General features: G+C 71.5%; 16 protein-coding genes, 1 tRNA gene and 1 riboswitch. Of the genes, 4 read left to right on the forward strand and 13 right to left on the reverse strand.

Annotated features, from left to right (window positions below; all coding sequences use genetic code 11):
- Positions 1 to 119 precede the first annotated feature (119 nt).
- A complete protein-coding gene (locus tag ACZ6A9_RS26990; RefSeq protein ID WP_468990169.1) occupies positions 120 to 248 on the reverse strand; it encodes a hypothetical protein in 129 nt (42 codons plus the stop codon).
- A 77-nt stretch (positions 249 to 325) separates the two neighbouring features.
- Positions 326 to 412, reverse strand: a tRNA-Leu gene (locus tag ACZ6A9_RS26995).
- A gap of 390 nt (positions 413 to 802) precedes the next feature.
- Between ACZ6A9_RS26995 and ACZ6A9_RS27000 the strand changes: the two genes are divergently transcribed.
- Both ACZ6A9_RS27000 and ACZ6A9_RS27005 read left to right on the forward strand, forming a co-directional pair.
- Positions 803 to 1,573, forward strand: a complete 771-nt coding sequence (locus ACZ6A9_RS27000) for an ABC transporter ATP-binding protein (RefSeq protein ID WP_468990172.1) — start codon at positions 803 to 805, stop codon at positions 1,571 to 1,573.
- A gap of 67 nt (positions 1,574 to 1,640) precedes the next feature.
- Positions 1,641 to 4,169: an ABC transporter permease gene (locus ACZ6A9_RS27005; protein ID WP_468990174.1), complete on the forward strand. Its 2,529-nt coding sequence runs from the start codon at positions 1,641 to 1,643 to the stop codon at positions 4,167 to 4,169.
- Between the two features lie 260 nt (positions 4,170 to 4,429).
- On the opposite strand, the gene ACZ6A9_RS27010 is transcribed toward ACZ6A9_RS27005, so the two are convergent.
- A complete protein-coding gene (locus ACZ6A9_RS27010; protein WP_468990176.1) occupies positions 4,430 to 5,821 on the reverse strand; it encodes an NAD(P)/FAD-dependent oxidoreductase in 1,392 nt (463 codons plus the stop codon).
- Between the two features lie 547 nt (positions 5,822 to 6,368).
- On the opposite strand from ACZ6A9_RS27010, the gene ACZ6A9_RS27015 reads away from it, so the two are divergent.
- A complete protein-coding gene (locus ACZ6A9_RS27015) occupies positions 6,369 to 6,641 on the forward strand; it encodes a type II toxin-antitoxin system Phd/YefM family antitoxin (protein WP_027750268.1) in 273 nt (90 codons plus the stop codon).
- Positions 6,638 to 6,907, forward strand: a complete 270-nt coding sequence (locus tag ACZ6A9_RS27020) for a type II toxin-antitoxin system RelE family toxin (RefSeq protein WP_468990180.1) — start codon at positions 6,638 to 6,640, stop codon at positions 6,905 to 6,907. The genes ACZ6A9_RS27015 and ACZ6A9_RS27020 overlap by 4 nt, the downstream gene beginning before the upstream one ends.
- A gap of 37 nt (positions 6,908 to 6,944) precedes the next feature.
- Here the strand turns inward: ACZ6A9_RS27020 and ACZ6A9_RS27025 are convergent, their stop codons facing one another.
- The 10 genes from ACZ6A9_RS27025 to ACZ6A9_RS27070 all read right to left on the reverse strand — a co-directional run bounded on the left by ACZ6A9_RS27025 (position 6,945) and on the right by ACZ6A9_RS27070 (position 17,750).
- On the reverse strand, positions 6,945 to 7,898 hold the full coding sequence (locus ACZ6A9_RS27025) for a Ppx/GppA phosphatase family protein (RefSeq protein ID WP_468990183.1): 954 nt from the start codon (positions 7,896 to 7,898) through the stop codon (positions 6,945 to 6,947).
- Entirely contained in the window at positions 7,895 to 8,428 is a 534-nt protein-coding gene (locus ACZ6A9_RS27030; protein WP_468990186.1) for a DUF501 domain-containing protein, read from the reverse strand. Before ACZ6A9_RS27030 ends, ACZ6A9_RS27025 begins: the two co-directional genes overlap by 4 nt.
- Positions 8,429 to 8,459: 31 nt before the next feature.
- Positions 8,460 to 8,936, reverse strand: coding sequence for an FtsB family cell division protein (locus tag ACZ6A9_RS27035; RefSeq protein ID WP_468990188.1), 477 nt, complete (start codon positions 8,934 to 8,936; stop codon positions 8,460 to 8,462).
- A 145-nt stretch (positions 8,937 to 9,081) separates the two neighbouring features.
- Positions 9,082 to 10,368: a phosphopyruvate hydratase gene (gene eno, locus ACZ6A9_RS27040; protein ID WP_228971194.1), complete on the reverse strand. Its 1,287-nt coding sequence runs from the start codon at positions 10,366 to 10,368 to the stop codon at positions 9,082 to 9,084.
- A 263-nt stretch (positions 10,369 to 10,631) separates the two neighbouring features.
- On the reverse strand, positions 10,632 to 11,342 hold the full coding sequence (locus tag ACZ6A9_RS27045) for a transglycosylase family protein (protein ID WP_468990192.1): 711 nt from the start codon (positions 11,340 to 11,342) through the stop codon (positions 10,632 to 10,634).
- A 4-nt stretch (positions 11,343 to 11,346) separates the two neighbouring features.
- Positions 11,347 to 11,516, reverse strand: a riboswitch (cyclic di-AMP (ydaO/yuaA leader).
- Between the two features lie 205 nt (positions 11,517 to 11,721).
- Positions 11,722 to 12,696: a transglycosylase family protein gene (locus tag ACZ6A9_RS27050; protein WP_468990195.1), complete on the reverse strand. Its 975-nt coding sequence runs from the start codon at positions 12,694 to 12,696 to the stop codon at positions 11,722 to 11,724.
- 147 nt (positions 12,697 to 12,843) lie between these two features.
- Positions 12,844 to 14,175, reverse strand: coding sequence for a cytochrome P450 family protein (locus ACZ6A9_RS27055; RefSeq protein ID WP_468990198.1), 1,332 nt, complete (start codon positions 14,173 to 14,175; stop codon positions 12,844 to 12,846).
- A 223-nt stretch (positions 14,176 to 14,398) separates the two neighbouring features.
- The gene (locus ACZ6A9_RS27060; RefSeq protein ID WP_468990200.1) at positions 14,399 to 15,394 is read right to left on the reverse strand and encodes a nucleoside triphosphate pyrophosphohydrolase; all 996 of its coding nucleotides are present in this window, start codon (positions 15,392 to 15,394) and stop codon (positions 14,399 to 14,401) included.
- Positions 15,395 to 15,436: 42 nt separating this feature from the next.
- Positions 15,437 to 16,084 (reverse strand): SurA N-terminal domain-containing protein, encoded by a 648-nt coding sequence (locus tag ACZ6A9_RS27065; protein ID WP_468990203.1) that lies wholly within the window; start codon positions 16,082 to 16,084, stop codon positions 15,437 to 15,439.
- Positions 16,085 to 16,253: 169 nt separating this feature from the next.
- Positions 16,254 to 17,750, reverse strand: a complete 1,497-nt coding sequence (locus ACZ6A9_RS27070; RefSeq protein ID WP_468990783.1) for a protein kinase domain-containing protein — start codon at positions 17,748 to 17,750, stop codon at positions 16,254 to 16,256.
- Between the last annotated feature and the right edge of the window lie 5 nt (positions 17,751 to 17,755).

The raw sequence follows: 17,755 nt of genomic DNA on the forward strand, positions 1-17,755 counted from the left end.
GCTTGGGGAGGATCTTTCCCTCGTCTTGCTGCGCAACACGCTACGCGGCTGGGTGATTCCCCTCATCAGGAGGGACGCAACCATGACCGACCCGGTACCTGCCCGGAACCGGACGGAGATCATCCGCTCACCTGGTGGGGGGGAAGCCCGTGGGCCCCGTCGAAGGCGGTGGCGTCCGGGACGCGGTGCAGCGGGGCCATCAGGGTGTCGCGCGGGGCGGGGCCGACGGTCCCGGTGTGGGCGTTCATGAATGCGATCCGCGCCCATCCCGTGGACGCGGGGGGACGGCGGCGGGGCTTCCTGCCGATCACGAGGGGAAGCGTGGTGGTGCCCGGAGCCGGACTCGAACCGGCACGCCCGCTCAGGGGCAGCGAGGTTTAAGCTCGCCGTGTCTGCATTCCACCATCCGGGCAGGCCATGGGCTCCGCTTCGCGGCTCCGACCCTATCGGTGGCCATCGCACCGCCGACGGCGGGATGGGCCGATCTTGTCTTATTTTATTGGCGCCTGAGGGTCCATCAGGACTTGGAACGCGCCGTCAGCACGTGCCAGCAGCCTTGCGTCTGACGCCCCGCCATGTATGCGGAATGACGGAATTTCACCGTCCGAACAAGGGCGCTCCACCCGTTCTCGGTACGGCCGGCTCGGGGTGTGCGGTCATCCTCAGGTATGACGCGCCACCCCCCGGTCCGCCCCTGGTCGCCCACCGGAACGGGAGCAGCGGGTGACTACACGGCGGCAAAGCGCCGAAAGGATGGACGACGTCCCCGAGCACACGCCGTCCCGACAGGAGCGTCCATCCCGTGACCACCGCACCCCTCACCGACCGGACCACCGCCGTGGCCGCACGCGCCACGGAGCTGTCGAAGATCTACGGTCAGGGCGAGACCCAGGTGGTCGCTCTGGACCGGGTCTCCGTCGCCTTCCGGCAGGCCGAGTTCACGGCGATCATGGGGCCCTCCGGCTCCGGAAAGTCCACGCTGATGCACTGCGTCGCCGGGCTCGACACGTTCTCCTCGGGGTCCGTGCGCATCGGCGAGACGGAGCTCGGCTCGCTGAAGGACAAGCAGCTGACCCGGCTGCGCCGGGACAAGATCGGCTTCATCTTCCAGGCGTTCAACCTGCTCCCGACGCTGTCCGCGCTGGAGAACATCACCCTCCCGATGGACATCGCCGGCCGCAGGCCGGACAAGGAGTGGCTGGACGGCGTGATCCGGATGGTCGGGCTGGCGGACCGGCTGGGCCACCGGCCCTCGCAGCTCTCCGGCGGTCAGCAGCAGCGGGTCGCCGTGGCGCGGGCACTGGCCTCGCGGCCCGAGATCATCTTCGGTGACGAGCCCACCGGGAACCTCGACTCCCGCTCCGGCGCCGAGGTGCTGGGCTTCCTGCGCAACTCCGTGCGCGAACTGGGTCAGACGGTGGTCATGGTGACCCACGACCCGGTCGCCGCCGCCTACGCGGACCGCGTGGTGTTCCTCGCGGACGGCCGGATCGTGGACGAGGTGCACGGGCCGACGGCCGACTCGGTGCTCGACCGGATGAAGCGGTTCGACGCCAAGGGCCGCACCAGCTGACCTGCCCGGCGGCTCCGCCGCCCGCCCGTCCGCCCCTCCTCGTACGTCTGGACTCGAGAAGACTCCCATGTTCCGTACCGCCTTGCGCAACGTGTCCGCGCACAAGGCCCGGCTCCTGATGACCGTGCTCGCCGTGATGCTCGGCGTGGCCTTCGTGTCGGGGACCCTGGTCTTCACCAACACCATCTCCGCGGCCCTGCAGAAGCAGTCCGCCAAGGGCTTCGACCACGTCGACGTCGCCGTCACCCCCGGCTGGAAGGAGGCCGAGGGCGACCGGGTCGGCGGGCCGCGGGAGCTGACCCGCGCCCTGGTCGACGAGAGCGCCCGGGTGCCCGGCGCCGAGCGGGCCATCGGGATCGTCACCGGCTTCACCGCGATCGCCGGCAAGGACGGCGAGCTGATCGGCGACGGCTTCCAGTCGCAGGGCGGCAACCACTGGGGCGACGAGGACCCCCGCTATCCGCTGACCGAGGGCCGGGCGCCCCGGGGCGAGGGCGAGATCCTCATCGACTCCGAGACGGCCGAACGCGCCGGGTACGAGGTCGGCGACACCGTGCGGATGTCGGTCGACGGTCCCGTGCTGGAGCCGGTGATCACCGGCATCTTCACCACCGACGACGGAAACGTCGCGGCCGGCGGCAGCCTCACGCTGTTCGACACGGCGACCGCGCAGAAGCTGTTCGGCAAGGAGGGCGTCTTCGACGAGATCGCCGTCAAGGCGAAGGACGGCGTCAGCGACACCGCGCTCCGGGCCCAGCTGGAGGAGGCGCTGCCCGCCGACGTCGTGGAGACCACGACCGGCACACAGCTCGCCGACGACCAGGCGGAGACGATCGCCTCCTCGATGAGCGGGCTGAAGCAGGGGCTGCTGGTGTTCGCCGGCATCGCGCTGTTCGTCGGCACGTTCATCATCGCCAACACCTTCACCATGCTGGTCGCCCAGCGCACCAAGGAACTGGCGCTGATGCGCGCGGTCGGCGCGTCCCGCCGCCAGGTCACGCGGTCGGTGCTGATCGAGGCGTTCGTGGTGGGCGCGGTCGCCGCGGTCGCGGGGCTGGTCGCCGGTGTCGGCATCGGCATCGGTCTGCGCTCCCTGATGGGCACACTGGACGCGCCCATGCCGGACGGGCCGCTGGTGATCAGCCCGGGCACGGTCCTCTCCGCGTTCGTCGTCGGCATCGTGGTCACCATGCTCGCCGCGTGGCTGCCCGGCCGCCGGGCCGCGAAGATCCCGCCGGTGGCGGCGATGAGCGCCCTGCACGCCCAGGCGACCACCAAGTCGCTGGTGCTGCGCAACACGCTGGGCGCGCTGTTCTCCGCGGCCGGTGTCGCGGTGGTCCTCGCGGCCACCACGATGAGCGGTTCCGACGGCCAGGTGCCCATGGGCATCGGCGCGGTGCTGCTGATCATCGGTGTCTTCGTCCTGACCCCACTGCTGTCCCGTCCGCTGATCGCCGCCGCCGCGCCGGTCCTGCGCGTCTTCGGGGTCTCCGGCAAGCTGGCCCGGCAGAACTCGGTGCGCAACCCGCGCCGCACCGCGGCCACCGCCTCCGCGCTGATGATCGGACTCACCCTGATCACCGGTATGACGGTGGCGGCCGGCAGCCTGCAGAAGTCCATCGACAAGATGGCGGCCGACTCCATCGAGGCGGACTACGTGGTGTCCATGGTGAACGGCAACGCGCTGTCGCCGGATGTCGCGAAGACGCTGGAGCGGGCCGACGGCGTCACCGCCACGAGCCCGATGCGCGACGCGGTCTCCCGCATCGACGGCGAGACCGAGTACCTGACCGGTGTCACCGGCTCGGCGTTCGACGAGCTGACCGAGTTCGAGATGGAGTCCGGCGCCTTCGATGTCGGCGGCACGCGGGTGGCCGTGGACGACGGCACGGCGAAGACGTACGGCTGGACGACGGGGTCGGCCTTCACCGTCGCCTACGAGGACGGCGAGAAGCAGCGGCTGACGGTCGCCGGTGTCTACGTGGCCAACGAGATGATCAGCGGCATCATGATCGACACCGCGACGCTCGCCCCGCACGAGTCGGAGCCGTCCGACATGCTGGTCATGGTGAAGACCGCCGACGGCACGTCCGGCGCGGCGAAGGAGTCACTGGAGAAGGCCCTCGGCAGCAACCCGGGCATCCAGGTCCAGGACAAGCAGGACCTCTCGAACCAGATCGCGCAGATGTTCACCCTGGTGCTGAACATGGTCTACGGCCTGCTGGCGATGGCGGTGATCGTGGCGGTCCTCGGCGTGATCAACACCCTGGCGATGTCGGTGTTCGAGCGAGCCCAGGAGATCGGCATGCTGCGGGCGATCGGGCTGGACCGCAAGGGCATCAAGCGGATGGTCCGCCTGGAGTCCCTGGTGATCTCCCTGTTCGGCGGGGTGCTCGGCATCGGTCTCGGGGTGTTCTTCGGCTGGGCGGTCGGTGAGCTGATGGGGACCACGATGCCGACGTACGAACTGGTCCTGCCGTGGGCCCGGATGGGTGTGTTCCTGCTGCTGGCCGCGGTGGTCGGGGTGCTGGCGGCGCTGTGGCCGGCGCGGCGGGCGGCACGGCTGAACGTGCTCCAGGCGATCAAGGCCGAGTAGCGCGGGCGGTACGGCCGGCAGGCGGGCCCCGTTCCGGGTGGGACGGGGCCCGCCGCCGTGTCGGTTCCAGGTGCGGGAGCGCGGAGGCGCCGGACCCGGGGGTCCGGACGGAGCGCGGGAACGCACCCGCTGGGAGGCACGGCGTCGAGGGGGCCCCTCCCCTTCGATCCCGCCCCGGTGGGCCCGCGCCCGGCGGTACGGCGAAGGGGCCGCCCGCACCACGGATGGCGGGCGGCCCCTTCGACGGGGTGAGGCGGGGGTCAGGAGGCCTTGGCCTCGGTCTTCTTCGGCTCCTGCTGGGCCGCGGCGGGCGCCGGCGCCGGCTTGGCCGCCTCGTAGAACTCCTCGCGCGGCGACTCGATCGCGCCCAGGGACACGACCTCGCGCTTGAGGAACATGCCGAGGGTCCAGTCGGCGAAGACGCGGATCTTGCGGTTGAAGGTCGGCATCGCCATGCCGTGGTACGCCCGGTGCATGTACCAGGCGAGGCGGCCCTTCAGCTTGATCTTCACCTTGCCGACGACGATCATCGCGACGCCCTTGTGCAGGCCGAGGCCCGCCACCGCGCCCTTGTTGGCGTGGCTGTACTCCTTCTGCGGGAAGCCCCGCATGCCGGAGACCACGTTGTCGCCGAGGACCTTGGCCTGGCGCAGCGCGTGCTGGGCGTTCGGCGGGCACCAGGCGTTCTCGTTGCCGGCCTTGCGGCCCACGAGGTCCGGGACCTGGGCGTTGTCGCCCGCGGCCCAGATGTAGTCGGTGCCGGTGACCTGGAGGGTCGGCTGCGTGTCGACATGGCCGCGCGGGCCCAGCGGCAGGCCGAAGCGGGCCAGCGCCGGGTTGGGCTTGACGCCCGCGGTCCACACGATGGTGCTGGAATCGACCTCGAGGCCGTTCTTCAGCACCACGTGGCCGTCCACGCAGGAGTCCATCGAGGTGGACAGGTAGACCTCGACGCCGCGGCTCTCGAGGTGCTCCTTGCCGTACGCGCCGAGCTTGGGACCCACCTCGGGGAGGATCTTGTCGGCGGCGTCGACCAGGATGAAGCGCATGTCCTCGCGGGACACCGTCTTGTAGTACTTGGCCGCGTCCCGGGCCATGTCCTCGACCTCACCGATGGTCTCCGCGCCGGCGAAGCCGCCGCCGATGAAGACGAAGGTGAGCGCCTTGCGCCGGATCTCCTCGTCCGTGGTGGAGTCGGCCTTGTCGAGCTGCTCGAGGACGTGGTTGCGCAGGCCGATGGCCTCCTCGACGCCCTTCATTCCGATGCCCTGTTCGGCGAGGCCGGGGATCGGGAAGGTGCGGGAGACCGCGCCGAGCGCGATCACCAGGTAGTCGAAGGGCAGCTCGTACGCCTCGCCGACCAGCGGGGCGATCGTGGCGACCTTGCGGTCCTGGTCGATGGTGGTGACCCGGCCGGTGAGGACCTCCGCCTTGGGCAGCACGCGTCGCAGCGGGACGACGACGTGTCGCGGGGAGATGTTGCCGGCGGCGGTTTCGGGGAGGAAGGGCTGGTAGGTCATGTACGACCGCGGGTCGACGACGGTGACGGTCGCCTCGCCGTAACGCATCTTCTTCTGGATGCGCCGAGCTGCGTACAGGCCTACGTACCCACCGCCTACTACGAGGATCCTGGGACGCTCCGTGGTGCTCATGCCATCGAGTATCCACCTGCCGAGAGGGGGTACCTCGTGCGCCCCTTCACAAGCTTCGGCAGGCCCTGTGTTACCATCCCGCACTTCTTGATCCACATCACAGTGCGGAACGGGAACCGGATCACCTCGCGGCGCGTTGTCAATGCCGCGTGAGCTGCCTCTCTGTCGCTTCGGAGCCGCCGTGAGGCCGTTCCTCAGCCTCCGTTCACAGCCGCCCGGACGGCCCGCCACACCACCTTCTGAACGTGTTCAAAGGGGTGTTGAGGCCTCGAACGGGTCAACGCAGCCCCCTTCTTCGTTCTCCCGGGGACAATTCCTTGTGAAGAACTTCACGAACTTCCCCGCCGACCCCTCCCGGGGAGGGCGCCCGGGGTCGCCAAAAGGCCCCTCGGGCGCCGCTCAAACGCTATCCCGACTGCTCAGCGGAGGGCTACTGGTCAGTAGCAAAGGAGAGCTACGCCACGGACCACGCGATGCCGTCGAGGATCGCTCACGAACGCCTCCCGGCACCTGCTCGCGTGTACACGAATGCGCGTACACTGGGCTCATGACTGAGAACACCGTGACCGTACGGGAAGCCCGCGCCCACCTCGCCGACCACATCAACCGGGCCGAGGAAGGCGTCCCGACCGTCATCACGCGCAACGGCGCCCCGGTGGCGGCCGTGGTTCCGATCTCGGACTTCGAAGCGCTGGAGGAAGCAGCCGACGTGATGCTGGCGCGCGAGGCCGAAGCGGTACTGGCCGAGGGCGGCACCACCGTGACCATGGCGGAACTGCTGGCGGACCTGTTCAGCGAGCAGGACGGCGAGGCGGCGTGAAGTACGCCTTCCGCTTCACCACGGCGGCGGAGCGGCAGCTCCGGGCCATCAGCCGACTCGACGCCATGCGCATCCTGACCGCGCTGACCGCACTCGGTGACGACCCGTACCGCCATGACGCCGACGTCAAGAAGCTCACCGGCCCGTCCGGGCTCTACCGGCTCCGGGTCGGAAGCTACCGGATCGCGTATCAGATCAACGACGGCGAACTCGTCATCCTGGTCGTCAAGGTGGGCGACCGGCGGGACGTCTACCGCAACCTGTGACGCCCCGCCCGGCACCCATGTCGCCGGGCACCGCCCCTCAACGTGCCTCGCTCGCCGCGTAATGAGCGATCCCGTCGAGGATGTCGTGCTCCGACACCACGACCTCCTCCGCGCCGGTCCGTTCCATGATCGCCAGGAGGACCAGGGCGCCGGCGCCGATCACGTCGACCCGGCCGGGGTGCATGGACGGCACCCGCGCGCGCTCGGCGTGGGTGGAGCGCAGCAGCCACTCGGTGATCTCGCGGACCCGGGCCCGGGAGACGCGCGAGTGGTGGATGGCCGCGGAGTCGTACTCGGGGAGGTCCTGGGCGATCGCCGAGACCGTGGTCACCGAGCCCGCGAGGCCGACGAGGGTGCGCGCCTCGCGCAGCGGGACCGTCTCCTCCGCCCGGTCGAGTGCGGCCTCGATGTCGGCGCGCATAGCCGCGACCTGCTCCTCGGTGGGCGGATCGGTGACGGCTCCGTCGCGGACCAGGTGCCGCTCGGTCATCCGTACGCAGCCGACGTCCACGGAGCGGGCGGCGCGCACGTGGTCCTCGCCGACGACGAACTCGGTCGAGCCGCCGCCGATGTCCACGACCAGGAAGGGGCGGTGCAGATCGGTGCGCCCCGACAGTTCCCTGGTGGCGCCGGTGAAGGAGAACTCGGCCTCCTGGTCGCCGGAGATGACCTCCGGCTCCACGCCCAGGATGTCCAGCACCCCGCGCACGAACGCGTCGCGGTTCTCGGCATCCCGGGAGGCGGACGTCGCCACGAAGCGCAGGCGCTCCGCCCCGTGTTCCTTGATGATCCCCGCGTACTCGCGGCACGCGGCGAACGTCCGCTCCAGCGCCTCGGGCGCGAGGCGCCCCGTGCGGTCGACGCCCTGGCCGAGCCGCACGATCGTCATCCGCCGGTCCAGGTCGGTGAGTTCGCCCGTCACGGGGTCGGCGTCGGCCACCAGGAGCCGGATGGAGTTCGTACCGCAGTCGATGGCCGCGACCCGGGTCACCGGTCCTCCTCCTTCTCGGGGAGGGTCACGCAGGCGCCCTTGCGCCACCACTCAGGCAGCATCGCCAGCGCCTCGTCGCCCAGCGGGTTCACCCCGGGGCCCGCGGCCAGCGAGTGGGCGACCAGGACGTGCAGGCACTTCACGCGGTCCGGCATGCCGCCCGCGCTGGGGAAGTTCTTCAGCTCCTCGATCTCGTCGCGGCGCCGGACGTAGTCCTCGTGCGCCGCGCGGTACGCGGCCGCCAGCTCCGGGTCGGTGCCGAGCCGCTCCGTCATCTCCTTCATCACGCCGTTCGCCTCCAGCGTGCCGATCGCGGAGTTCGCCTTCGGGCACGTCAGGTAGTACAGCGTCGGGAAGGGGGTGCCGTCGGGCAGCCTCGGCGCGGTCTCCACGACGTCCGGCTGCCCGCAGGGGCAGCGGTGGGCGATGGCGCGCAGCCCGCGCGGGGGGCGCCCGAGCTGCTGCTTGAAGGCCTCGACGTCCGCGTCGGTGGGCTCGGTGCGGGGGGTCGTGGGCGGAGAGGTGTCCATACCTGTCTTTTCTGCGGCTTTCACTGATGGGTCACTGGCCGGCGGCGTCGGCCTTGTCGACGCCGTCCCAGACGTTCGCGTACCAGGGGCGGTCGGCGGCTTCGAGGTCCGTGCGGGACTTCTCGGCCCGGCCCGGGTCGATGACGACGTAGCCGGTCTCGCCGGGCATGACGTAGTGCAGCCGCCGGCGGATCTCCTGCTCGGCGTACGCGTCGTCCTGCCAGCGCGCCTTCATGTCGCGCAGCCGCTCGACCCGCTCGCGGGCCTCGTCCTGCTCCTGCTGGAGGTCGGCGATCTCCGCCCGCTGGGAGACGTACTGCCGCATGGGGTAGGCGAGCGCCACGACCAGCGAGCAGACCACCAGCGCGAGCAGCGCCGCCCGGCCGGTCAGCCGGGAACGGCGGGCCTGGCGCTTGGTCTGCGAGCGGTAGACCCGGGCCGCGGTCTGCTCGCCGATCAGCCGGATCCTGGTCGCGGTGGAGAAACGGTCCCGGTCCTTCACCGCCATGGTTCCCGCCTCCGGTTCGCCTTCGTCACACGCGTACGTCCCCGCACACGGTACGGGACCGGGTGCGGGGACGTACGTACGACGCTGCCCGCCGGAGCGGTGCTCGGCCCTCGCCGCCCAGCGGTGGGCGGGGCGGGCGCTGTGCCTACTGGTTCGCGCGGAACCGCGGGAAGGCGCTGCGGCCGGCGTACACCGCGGCGTCGTCGAGGATCTCCTCGATGCGCAGCAGCTGGTTGTACTTGGCGACGCGCTCGGAGCGGGCCGGGGCGCCGGTCTTGATCTGGCCGCAGTTGGTGGCGACGGCGAGGTCGGCGATGGTGACGTCCTCGGTCTCGCCGGAGCGGTGGGACATCATGCACTTGAAGCCGTTGCGCTGGGCCAGCTCGACGGCGTCGAGGGTCTCGGTGAGGGAGCCGATCTGGTTGACCTTGACCAGCAGGGCGTTGGCGGCGTTCTCCTCGATGCCGCGGGCGAGGCGCTCGGGGTTGGTGACGAACAGGTCGTCGCCGACGAGCTGGACCTTGTCGCCGAGCTTGGCGGTGATGGTCTTCCAGCCCTCCCAGTCGTCCTCGAACAGCGGGTCCTCGATGGAGACGAGCGGGTACGCCTCGACGAGCTCGGCGTAGTACTCGGTCATCTCGGCGGCCGTGCGCTCCTTGCCCTCAAAGGTGTAGGAGCCGTCCTTGTAGAACTCGGACGCGGCGACGTCGAGGGCGAGGGCGATCTGCTCGCCGGGGGTGTAGCCGGCCTCCCTGATGGCCTCGAGGATGAGGTCGAGGGCCTCGCGGTTGGAGCCGAGGTTCGGGGCGAAGCCGCCCTCGTCGCCGAGGCCGGTGGCCAGGCCCTTGCCCTTCAGGACCTTCTTCAGGGTGTGGTAGACCTCGGTGCCCCAGCGCAGGGCCTCGGAGAAGGACTCCGCGCCGATCGGGGCGATCATGAACTCCTGGATGTCCACGTTGGAGTCGGCGTGCGAGCCGCCGTTCAGGATGTTCATCATCGGCACCGGCAGCAGGTGCGCGTTGGGGCCGCCCAGGTAGCGGAAGAGCGGCAGGTCGGAGGCCTCGGAGGCGGCGTGGGCCACGGCGAGCGAGACGCCGAGGATGGCGTTGGCGCCGAGGGAGCCCTTGTTGTCGGTGGCGTCCAGGTCGAACATGGCCTGGTCGATCAGGCGCTGCTCGGTGGCGTCGTAGCCGACGAGCTCCGGGCCGATCTGCTCGATGACGGCCAGGACGGCCTTCTCCACGCCCTTGCCCAGGTAACGGCTCGCATCGCCGTCACGGAGTTCGATGGCCTCGAAGGCGCCGGTGGAGGCGCCGGACGGGACGGCGGCACGACCCGTGCTGCCGTCGTCGAGGCCGACCTCGACCTCGACCGTGGGGTTGCCACGGGAGTCGAGGATTTCCCGGGCTACGACGACGTCGATGGACGGCACGTGAGCATCTCCTTCTTGGATGTGACGCGGTGAGCGGGGCCACGGCGGGCCCTGCGGGACCGAGCCTAACCGGCTCCGGGGGATCGGCCAGCGGTCGACCGTCCCGTGGACAGGACCGAGCCTAGATTGTTTCCAGATGGAACAAAAACCCTTCGCCGCATCGTGACCGGAAAGCGCCCGAGAAAAAGCCCCGCCCCGGTGCGTACGGGGGAAGACGCACCGGGGCGGGGAGCCCGTGGGGACGGGGAGGACCTGCCGCTGCCCTACTTCAGGTGCAGCTGCTGGCCCGGGTAGATGAGGTCGGCGTCCGCGACGATGTCGTCGTTGAGCTCGAAGAGCTCGGCCCAGCCGCCCTTGACGTCGTGCTCCTCGGCGATCGAGCTGAGGGTGTCGCCGGTGACGACCTTGTACTCGCCGTCGCCCTTGGCGACCTTCTTGCCGGTCGGGGTGGTGACGGTCTTCTTCTGGACCTTCTTCTCCACCTTCTTCTCGGCGGCCGGACGCTCGCTGGAGCGGGAGGCCTTCCGCTCGCTGTCCCGGGTCTCGGTGGAGCCGGTGTTCTGCGAGGAGCCCGAGCCGTTCGAGGAGGAGCCGGTGTAGGCGGCGCTGGACAGACCCTTGCCGCAGACCGGCCAGGCGCCCTTGCCCTGGCCCGCCAGGACCTTCTCGGCGATCTCGATCTGCTGGGCCTTGGTGGCCTGGTCGGCGGTGGAGGCGTACTTGGTGCCGCCGAAGCCGGCCCAGGTGGAGGCGGAGAACTGCAGACCGCCGTAGTAGCCGTTGCCGGTGTTGATGGACCAGTTGCCGCCGGACTCGCACTGGGCGACGGCCTCCCACTCGGAGGCGGTGGCGGCGGAGGCGTTGCCGGCCGCCATCAGCGGGGCGGCGACGGCGGCGGACGCGACGCCGGCGACGGCGATGGCGCGGGTGGCCTTGGACGGACGACGGTGCTTGCCCTTGCCGGAAAACAGCATGGATGGATCCCCTCACCGACGCCTACGAGGTGAGCTGTCGGGTTCGGGCCGGTTGAGTTGCCCGGCCGCGTCCCTCCCGGGACGCGGCTTCACCCCGAGCCGTATCCGGCGTCAACTGCCCGGATCCGGCGCCTACCTTGGGTCCCCCGCTCCTGCCTACGGCGCATGACGCGACGACTGTTCCCGTGCTGCCACTGGCAGGATTCGGCGTGGCGGCAGCCGGGGCCCGCGATGGCGAGCGATCACGACCGTAGACACGCGATCCGCGGAATATCAAAGACGATCACGGCTTCTGAGACCTATCTCTCACAGCCTTTAAATCGGACATTCAGCGCGAAACATGACGTCAACTGCCGCCAGTGTCAGGCGTTTTCGCAGGTCACTTTTCGCCCGCTCCGTCCCCGACCTCGAGCTCCTGACCGGGCAGGATGTAGTCCGGGTCGCCGCCGATGAGCCGCTCGTTCACCAGGTAGAGCGCACGCCATCCGCCGTCGAGCGCAAGGGAGTCGGAGATGGACGAGAGGCTGTCCCCGGACTCCACGGTGTAGGAGTCGTCGGACGTGCCGCCGCCCCAGGCGTCGAGGCCCCGCGAGGCGTGCCGGCCGGACGAGCCGGAGGAGGAGTCCTCCTTGCTCTCCTCGGCGTTCGCGCCGCGGTGACGGCCGGTCCCGGTGGCGTCGGCCTCCGAAGAGCCGCCGTTTCGCCCCGCCTTGTCCGCCTCGTCGGGCTCGGGTTCCGTCGAGGCGGAGGGGGACGAGGCGCTGGAGTCCGCGCCAACGCCGGCCTCCGGTGCGACGGGCGTGCCGGATTCGGCCGACGCGCCGGCCGAGGCCTCCGGGCCGCCCTTCTCGCCGTCCGCGGCGGACGACGGGCCGGTCGTGGCCGACGGAGAGGGAGAGGCGGACGGAGCGCCGGATCCGGGCGTCGCGGACGAGCCGGGCGTACCGGTCTCGGCGTCGGCCGCGGGCGCGTCCTGGTCGAGTCCTCCGAGCCCTCCGAGCAGTCCACAGGTGCGCCACGCGCCGACGCCCTGGTCGGCGAGGATCTTCTCGGCCACCGCTATCTGCTGGCCGCGGCTGGCCTGGTCGGCGCTGGGCGCGTAGTCCAGGCCGCCGTACTTCTCCCAGTCGTCCTGGGTGAGCTGAAGGCCGCCGTAGTAACCGTTGCCGGTGTTCTGGCTCCAGGAGCCGCCGCTTTCGCACTCGGCGACCCGGTCCCAGGCCGTGCCGTCGGCAGCGCTGGCGCCGCCGGCCCCGAGGAGTGGGATCGCGATGGCGGAGCCGGTCACTCCGGCCGCGACGAGGAGAGCCGGAGCCTGGCGGGGGCGACGGTGCCGACCGTTCCCGGAGAGCATGCGGAGACCTTTCGCAGAACAGCAACGACGGGCGCGGTGAGTGAAGCCTTGGGCACCGCACTTGATGGGTGAACGTATCGGCAGTCGATCACTTGTCACAAGTTCATGCCGCGCAGATCACGTGAAGATCACAGAGTTGAGGGCGTGTCATGTTTGCGCCGGTCCGCTCGTGGGCACCGGCGGGCGCGCCGATCCGTCCCCCTGAGGTGGCGTGAACTCCACCGGGAGTGTGCGCAGTCCCCTCATGATGAGCCCACCGCGCCAGCGGAGTTCGGCCGGTTCCGCCGCGAGTCGCAGGTCCGGAAGGCGGGTCAGCAGCGTGGCGAGCGCGGTCTGACCCTCCAGACGGGCCAGCGGGGCGCCCAGGCAGTAGTGGATGCCGTGGCCGTACCCCAGGTGCTGGTTGTCGCGCCGGCCGAGGTCGAGGACGTCCGGGCCGTCGAACCGGTCCGGATCCCGGTCCGCGGCGGCCAGGACGACGAGCACCGGGTCGCCGGCGGCGATGCGTCGGCCGCCGATGACGACCGGCTCGGTGGCGAACCGCCAGGTGGCGAGCTCCACGGGACCGTCGTAGCGCAGGAGTTCCTCCACGCCCGTCTCCAGCAGCCCGTGGTCGCCGGCGGCGAGGGCCCGTTGCAGCCGCTCGCGCTCGCCGGGATGGGTGAGCAGCGCGTAGGTGCCGTTGCCGATCAGGTTGACGGTGGTCTCGAAGCCGGCGAACAGCAGGATGAACGCCATGGCGGCCGCCTCGTTCTCGGTGAGGTGCTCGCCGTGGTCGGAGGCGCGGATGAGGCCGGAGATGAGGTCCTCACCCGGTGCGGGCTCGGCGGGCAGCGCCGCACGCTTGCGGTGGATCAGCTCGGCGAGGTAGCCGCGCATCTTCTTCACCGACCGGGCGACACCGCCGCGCGGGCCCCCGCCGTGACGGATCATCATGCCCGCCCAGTCCCGGAAGTCGTCCTGGTCCTCGCGCGGGACGCCGAGCAGGTCGCAGATCGCGTAGATGGGCAGGGGAAAGGCGAACTCGTGGATGAGGTCGGCGGAGCCACGGTCCGCGAACGTGTCGATGAGCCCGTCGGTGAGCTCCCGCACCCGGGGCGCGAACTCGGCGACCCGGCGCGGGGTGAACGCCTTGCTGACCAGCCGCCGCAGCCGGGTGTGGTCCGGCGGGTCGATGTTCAGCAGGTGCGTCATCAGGTCCGCCTGCCGCTCACCGGGGATACCGGTCCTGCCCCTGGCGTGCGCCGGCTCGTCGTGGTGCGCGGGATTCTTGGACAGCCGGTGGTCGGCGAGGGTCTGCCGGGCGTCGGCGTACCTCGTGACCAGCCAGGCCTCCACGCCGCTGGGCAGCCGGGTCTTCCGCACGGGCGCGTGCTCACGCAGCCAGGCGTAGGCGGGGTACGGATCGGCCGCGAACTCCCAGCTGAACAGCTCGGGGACGGGTCCCTGCGGGGCGGCGGAAGAGTGCTGGTCGCGCATGCCGCGACCTTAACGGGCCGAACGCCGTCGGCCGGCGGCAGCAGAGGGGCGGAGCAGACCGGGCGGGCGCGGGCGCGTGGGGGATGTTCGCGCAGTTCCCCGCGCCCCTTCAGGGGCGCGGGCGCGAACGGGGGTCCGGGGGCGGAGCCCCCGGGGACGGGACGGGAAGGGGCGGCGGGGTCGTGAACACCCCGGCCCGCACCCCCGGCCCGCACCCCATCCCCTACCCGGCGGCCTCCGCCGCCCGTATCGCGTCCCGGTACACCCGCGCCGCCGCGCGCAACGCCGCCTCCGGATCCACCCCCGCCGCCTCCGCCCGCGCCGCCAGCGCCAGCAGCTCGTAACCGACCCCCTCCCCCGCCGGCAACGGCACGTCCAGCCCCGCCACCCGCGCCCGAGACGCCAGTTTCGCCGCCAGCGCCAGCCCCGGCTGCCCCAGCGGCACCCCCTCCGTCACGGAGCTGCGCCGCTTCTCCTCCGCCTTGGTCCGCAGCCAGTGCGCCCTGACGTCCTCCGGGGTACGGGCCGTCTCCTCACCGAACACGTGCGGATGCCGGTGGATCAGCTTCGCCACGATGCCGCCCGCCACGTCGTCCACGGAGAACGGTTCCTGTGGATGCTCCTCGGCGATCCGGGCGTGGAAGACGACCTGGAGCAGCACGTCCCCCAGCTCCTCCCGCAGCTCCGCCCGGTCACCCTCCTCGATGGCCTCGACGAGCTCGTACGCCTCCTCGATGCCGTACTTCGCCAGACCCTCGTGGGTCTGCTGCGACGACCACGGGCACTCCGCCCTGATCCGGTCCATCACCTGCACGAGGTCCAGCAGGCGGGCGCCCGGAAGGTCGTAGGAGGCGGGCAGCAGCTCCAGCTCCGGCATCCGCACCCGGCCGGAGCCGGCCAGCCGGGCCAGCCCGTCGGTCAGCGCGGGTTCACCCTCCCCCGTCGCCACGACGGCCACCGTCCGCCCGCCGACGCAGGCGTCGACGAGCTCCTCGGCGGTCGGCGAGGCCTCCTCGACCGGGATGCCCGCCTCCCGCAGGTACGGCAGCTGCGGATGGGCGCCGTCCGCGCAGAGCACCCGGTCGGCCGCGTGCAGCAGCTGCCAGGCCGGCCAGGACAGCAGGCCGGGCGCGACACGGTGGCTGGTGGTGAGCAGGACGACACGGCCGGGGCCGCCCTCGGGCGTCGCCGGCGTCGGTGCGGGGCTGATTGCGTTCACCCTCCGAAACTAGCCCACGGCCGCGCCCGCCCCCGTCGGACGTCAGAGCGTCAGCGGAGCCCCGGCCGCCGCCGTGACGTCGCGCACCCACGGCGTCTTGGCGTCCACGCGGCTGCTCTTGCGCACGTCCCACTCGCCGTAGCGCGGGTTGAGGTCGACGTCGAGTTCCTCGCCAGCCTCCGACAGCGCCTGCCAGAACTCCGGCCGGCTGGTGTCGGTGCCGAGCCGCTGGGCGAGCTTCTGGGCCTGGAGCTGGAGGCGGAGGTTCTCCTCGAGGCGCTGCGGCGGGATGCCGTACTGCTGGAGCCAGGCGGCCTCCAGCCCTTCCGCGCCGCCGGCCTGCTCCTCCAGACCGGCCCGCATCTGCTGGATCTCGCGGTCCGTGACCGTCACCCCGGCGTCCCGCGCGGCGTGTTCCAGCACCCGGTCCAGGACCATGCCCTGCAGGGTGTCGCGGGTCAGGCTCCCGGTCCGCGCGATGGCCTGCTGGTACTGCGCCTCGTCCGGCACGGCCGCCCGCTGGGCCGCACGGACCTCGCCGACCCTGTTCTCCAGCTGCGACACGGTGATCCGCTCCCCGCCGACCACGGCGGCGGCGCCGGGATGCGCGTCGCTTCCGCAGGCGGTCAGCAGGGGCACCGCGGCGATCGCGGCGGTGAGGAGGAGCGCGGTGCGACGGCGGCGGTGCAAGGAGACCTCCTGAGGAGAGCTTGTGCGGCGGTGCACAAAGTCTTGCGGTGATCGATGGTAGGCATCGGCCAAGCTCTGGCCAACCCATTCGACCAACGATTCACGACGACTTCCGGCACCGCCGCGCCCGCGACCCGCGCCGCGCGGTCTCCTCGCGGCCCCTCTCCCCCTATCCGCGCACCTGTCCCAGCCACTGCAGCGTCCGGCGGACCTCGACGGCGAGCGGATGCCCGGGCCCCTGGACGCGCTCCACGTCGTGCAGCAGCCGGACCAGCGTGTCGTGCGCGGCGGCCCGGTCGCCGAGGGCGAGCAGCAGGTGGCCGATGCGGCGGCGGACGTCGAGGGCGAGCTGCGGGTCCCCGGCGGCGACGTACTGGTTCTCGTAGTACGCCAGCAGCGCCCGGTACTCGGCGAGCGCCGCCGCCGGTTCGCCGAGCTGCTCCAGGCACTGGGCGGCCTCGTAGCGGTAGCGCAGCGACTGCGGGTCGGCCTGGCCGGCCTCGGCGGCGCGTTCGTCGGCGAGGCGGCGCAGTTCGGGCAGGGCGCGCCGGTACTGGCCGTCGTCCAGGAGCGTGGCCGCGTACTGCTTGCGCAGGGTGCGCACGACCGGTGAGTGCTCGCCGTGCTGCTCGGCGGCGGCGGGCAGGATCGAGCCGAGGATGTCGACGGCCTGGGTGATGCGGCCCTCGCCGAGCAGCCGCTTCACCTCGTCCACGGCTGCGGCGACGTCCGCCGTGTCCCGCGCGGGCGCGGGCGGCGTGGCGGGCGCGGGCCGGGGTGCGGGGGTGCGGGCGCGGTCCGGCCAGGGGGCGTGCGGGCGCAGGAAGGGACGGGTGGGGTCCAGGGGCGATCCGGTGGGGGTGCCCCGCGCGGGGAGCAGCAGCGCCAGGTGCTCGTAGACCTCCTGCGCGGAGTCCGGACGGTGCTGCGGGTCCTTGGCGAGGAGCCGCAGCACCAGCGACTCCAGGCCCTCGGGAACCTCCGGGCGTATCCGGCGCACGGGCACCGGCGGCTCGTACAGGTGCCGGTGCAGCACCCCGAGCGCCGTCGAGCCGGAGAACGGCACGTCGCCGCTGAGCAGTTCGTGCATCAGCACACCCAGCGCGTACAAATCGGTGTACGGGCCGACCGCGCCGCCCATCGCCTGCTCGGGGGCCATGTAGGCGGGCGAGCCTATGGGCGTGCCGGTGTGGGTGAGGCGGGTGGTGTCGGCGTCCATGACGGAGGCGACACCGAGGTCGAGCACGGTGACGGTGCCGTCCTGCTTCACCATCACGTTGCGCGGCTTGAGGTCACGGTGGACGATCGGCACGGCGTGCACGGCACTGAGCACCGCGCACAGCTGCGCGGCCACCGCGACCGCCCACTGCCACGGGTACGGGTCGTGTTCGGCGAGGTGGTCGCCGAGGTCGGCGCCGTCGACGTACTGCATGACGAGGAAGAGTTCCTCGCCCTCGCTGCCCGCGTCGTGCACGGTGACCAGGCCGGGGTGGTCGACCTGGGCGGTCACCCGGCACTCGCGCACGAAGCGGCGGCGCAGTTCGTCGGCCTCCTGTCCCGCCACCTTGTCGGGGCGCAGCAGCTTCACCGCCACGCGCCGGTCCAGCCGCTTGTCGTAGGCCGTCCAGACCTGCCCCATGCCGCCCTGTCCGATGAGCGTGGACAGTTCGT

Source organism: Streptomyces sp. NPDC041124, assembly GCF_055592385.1.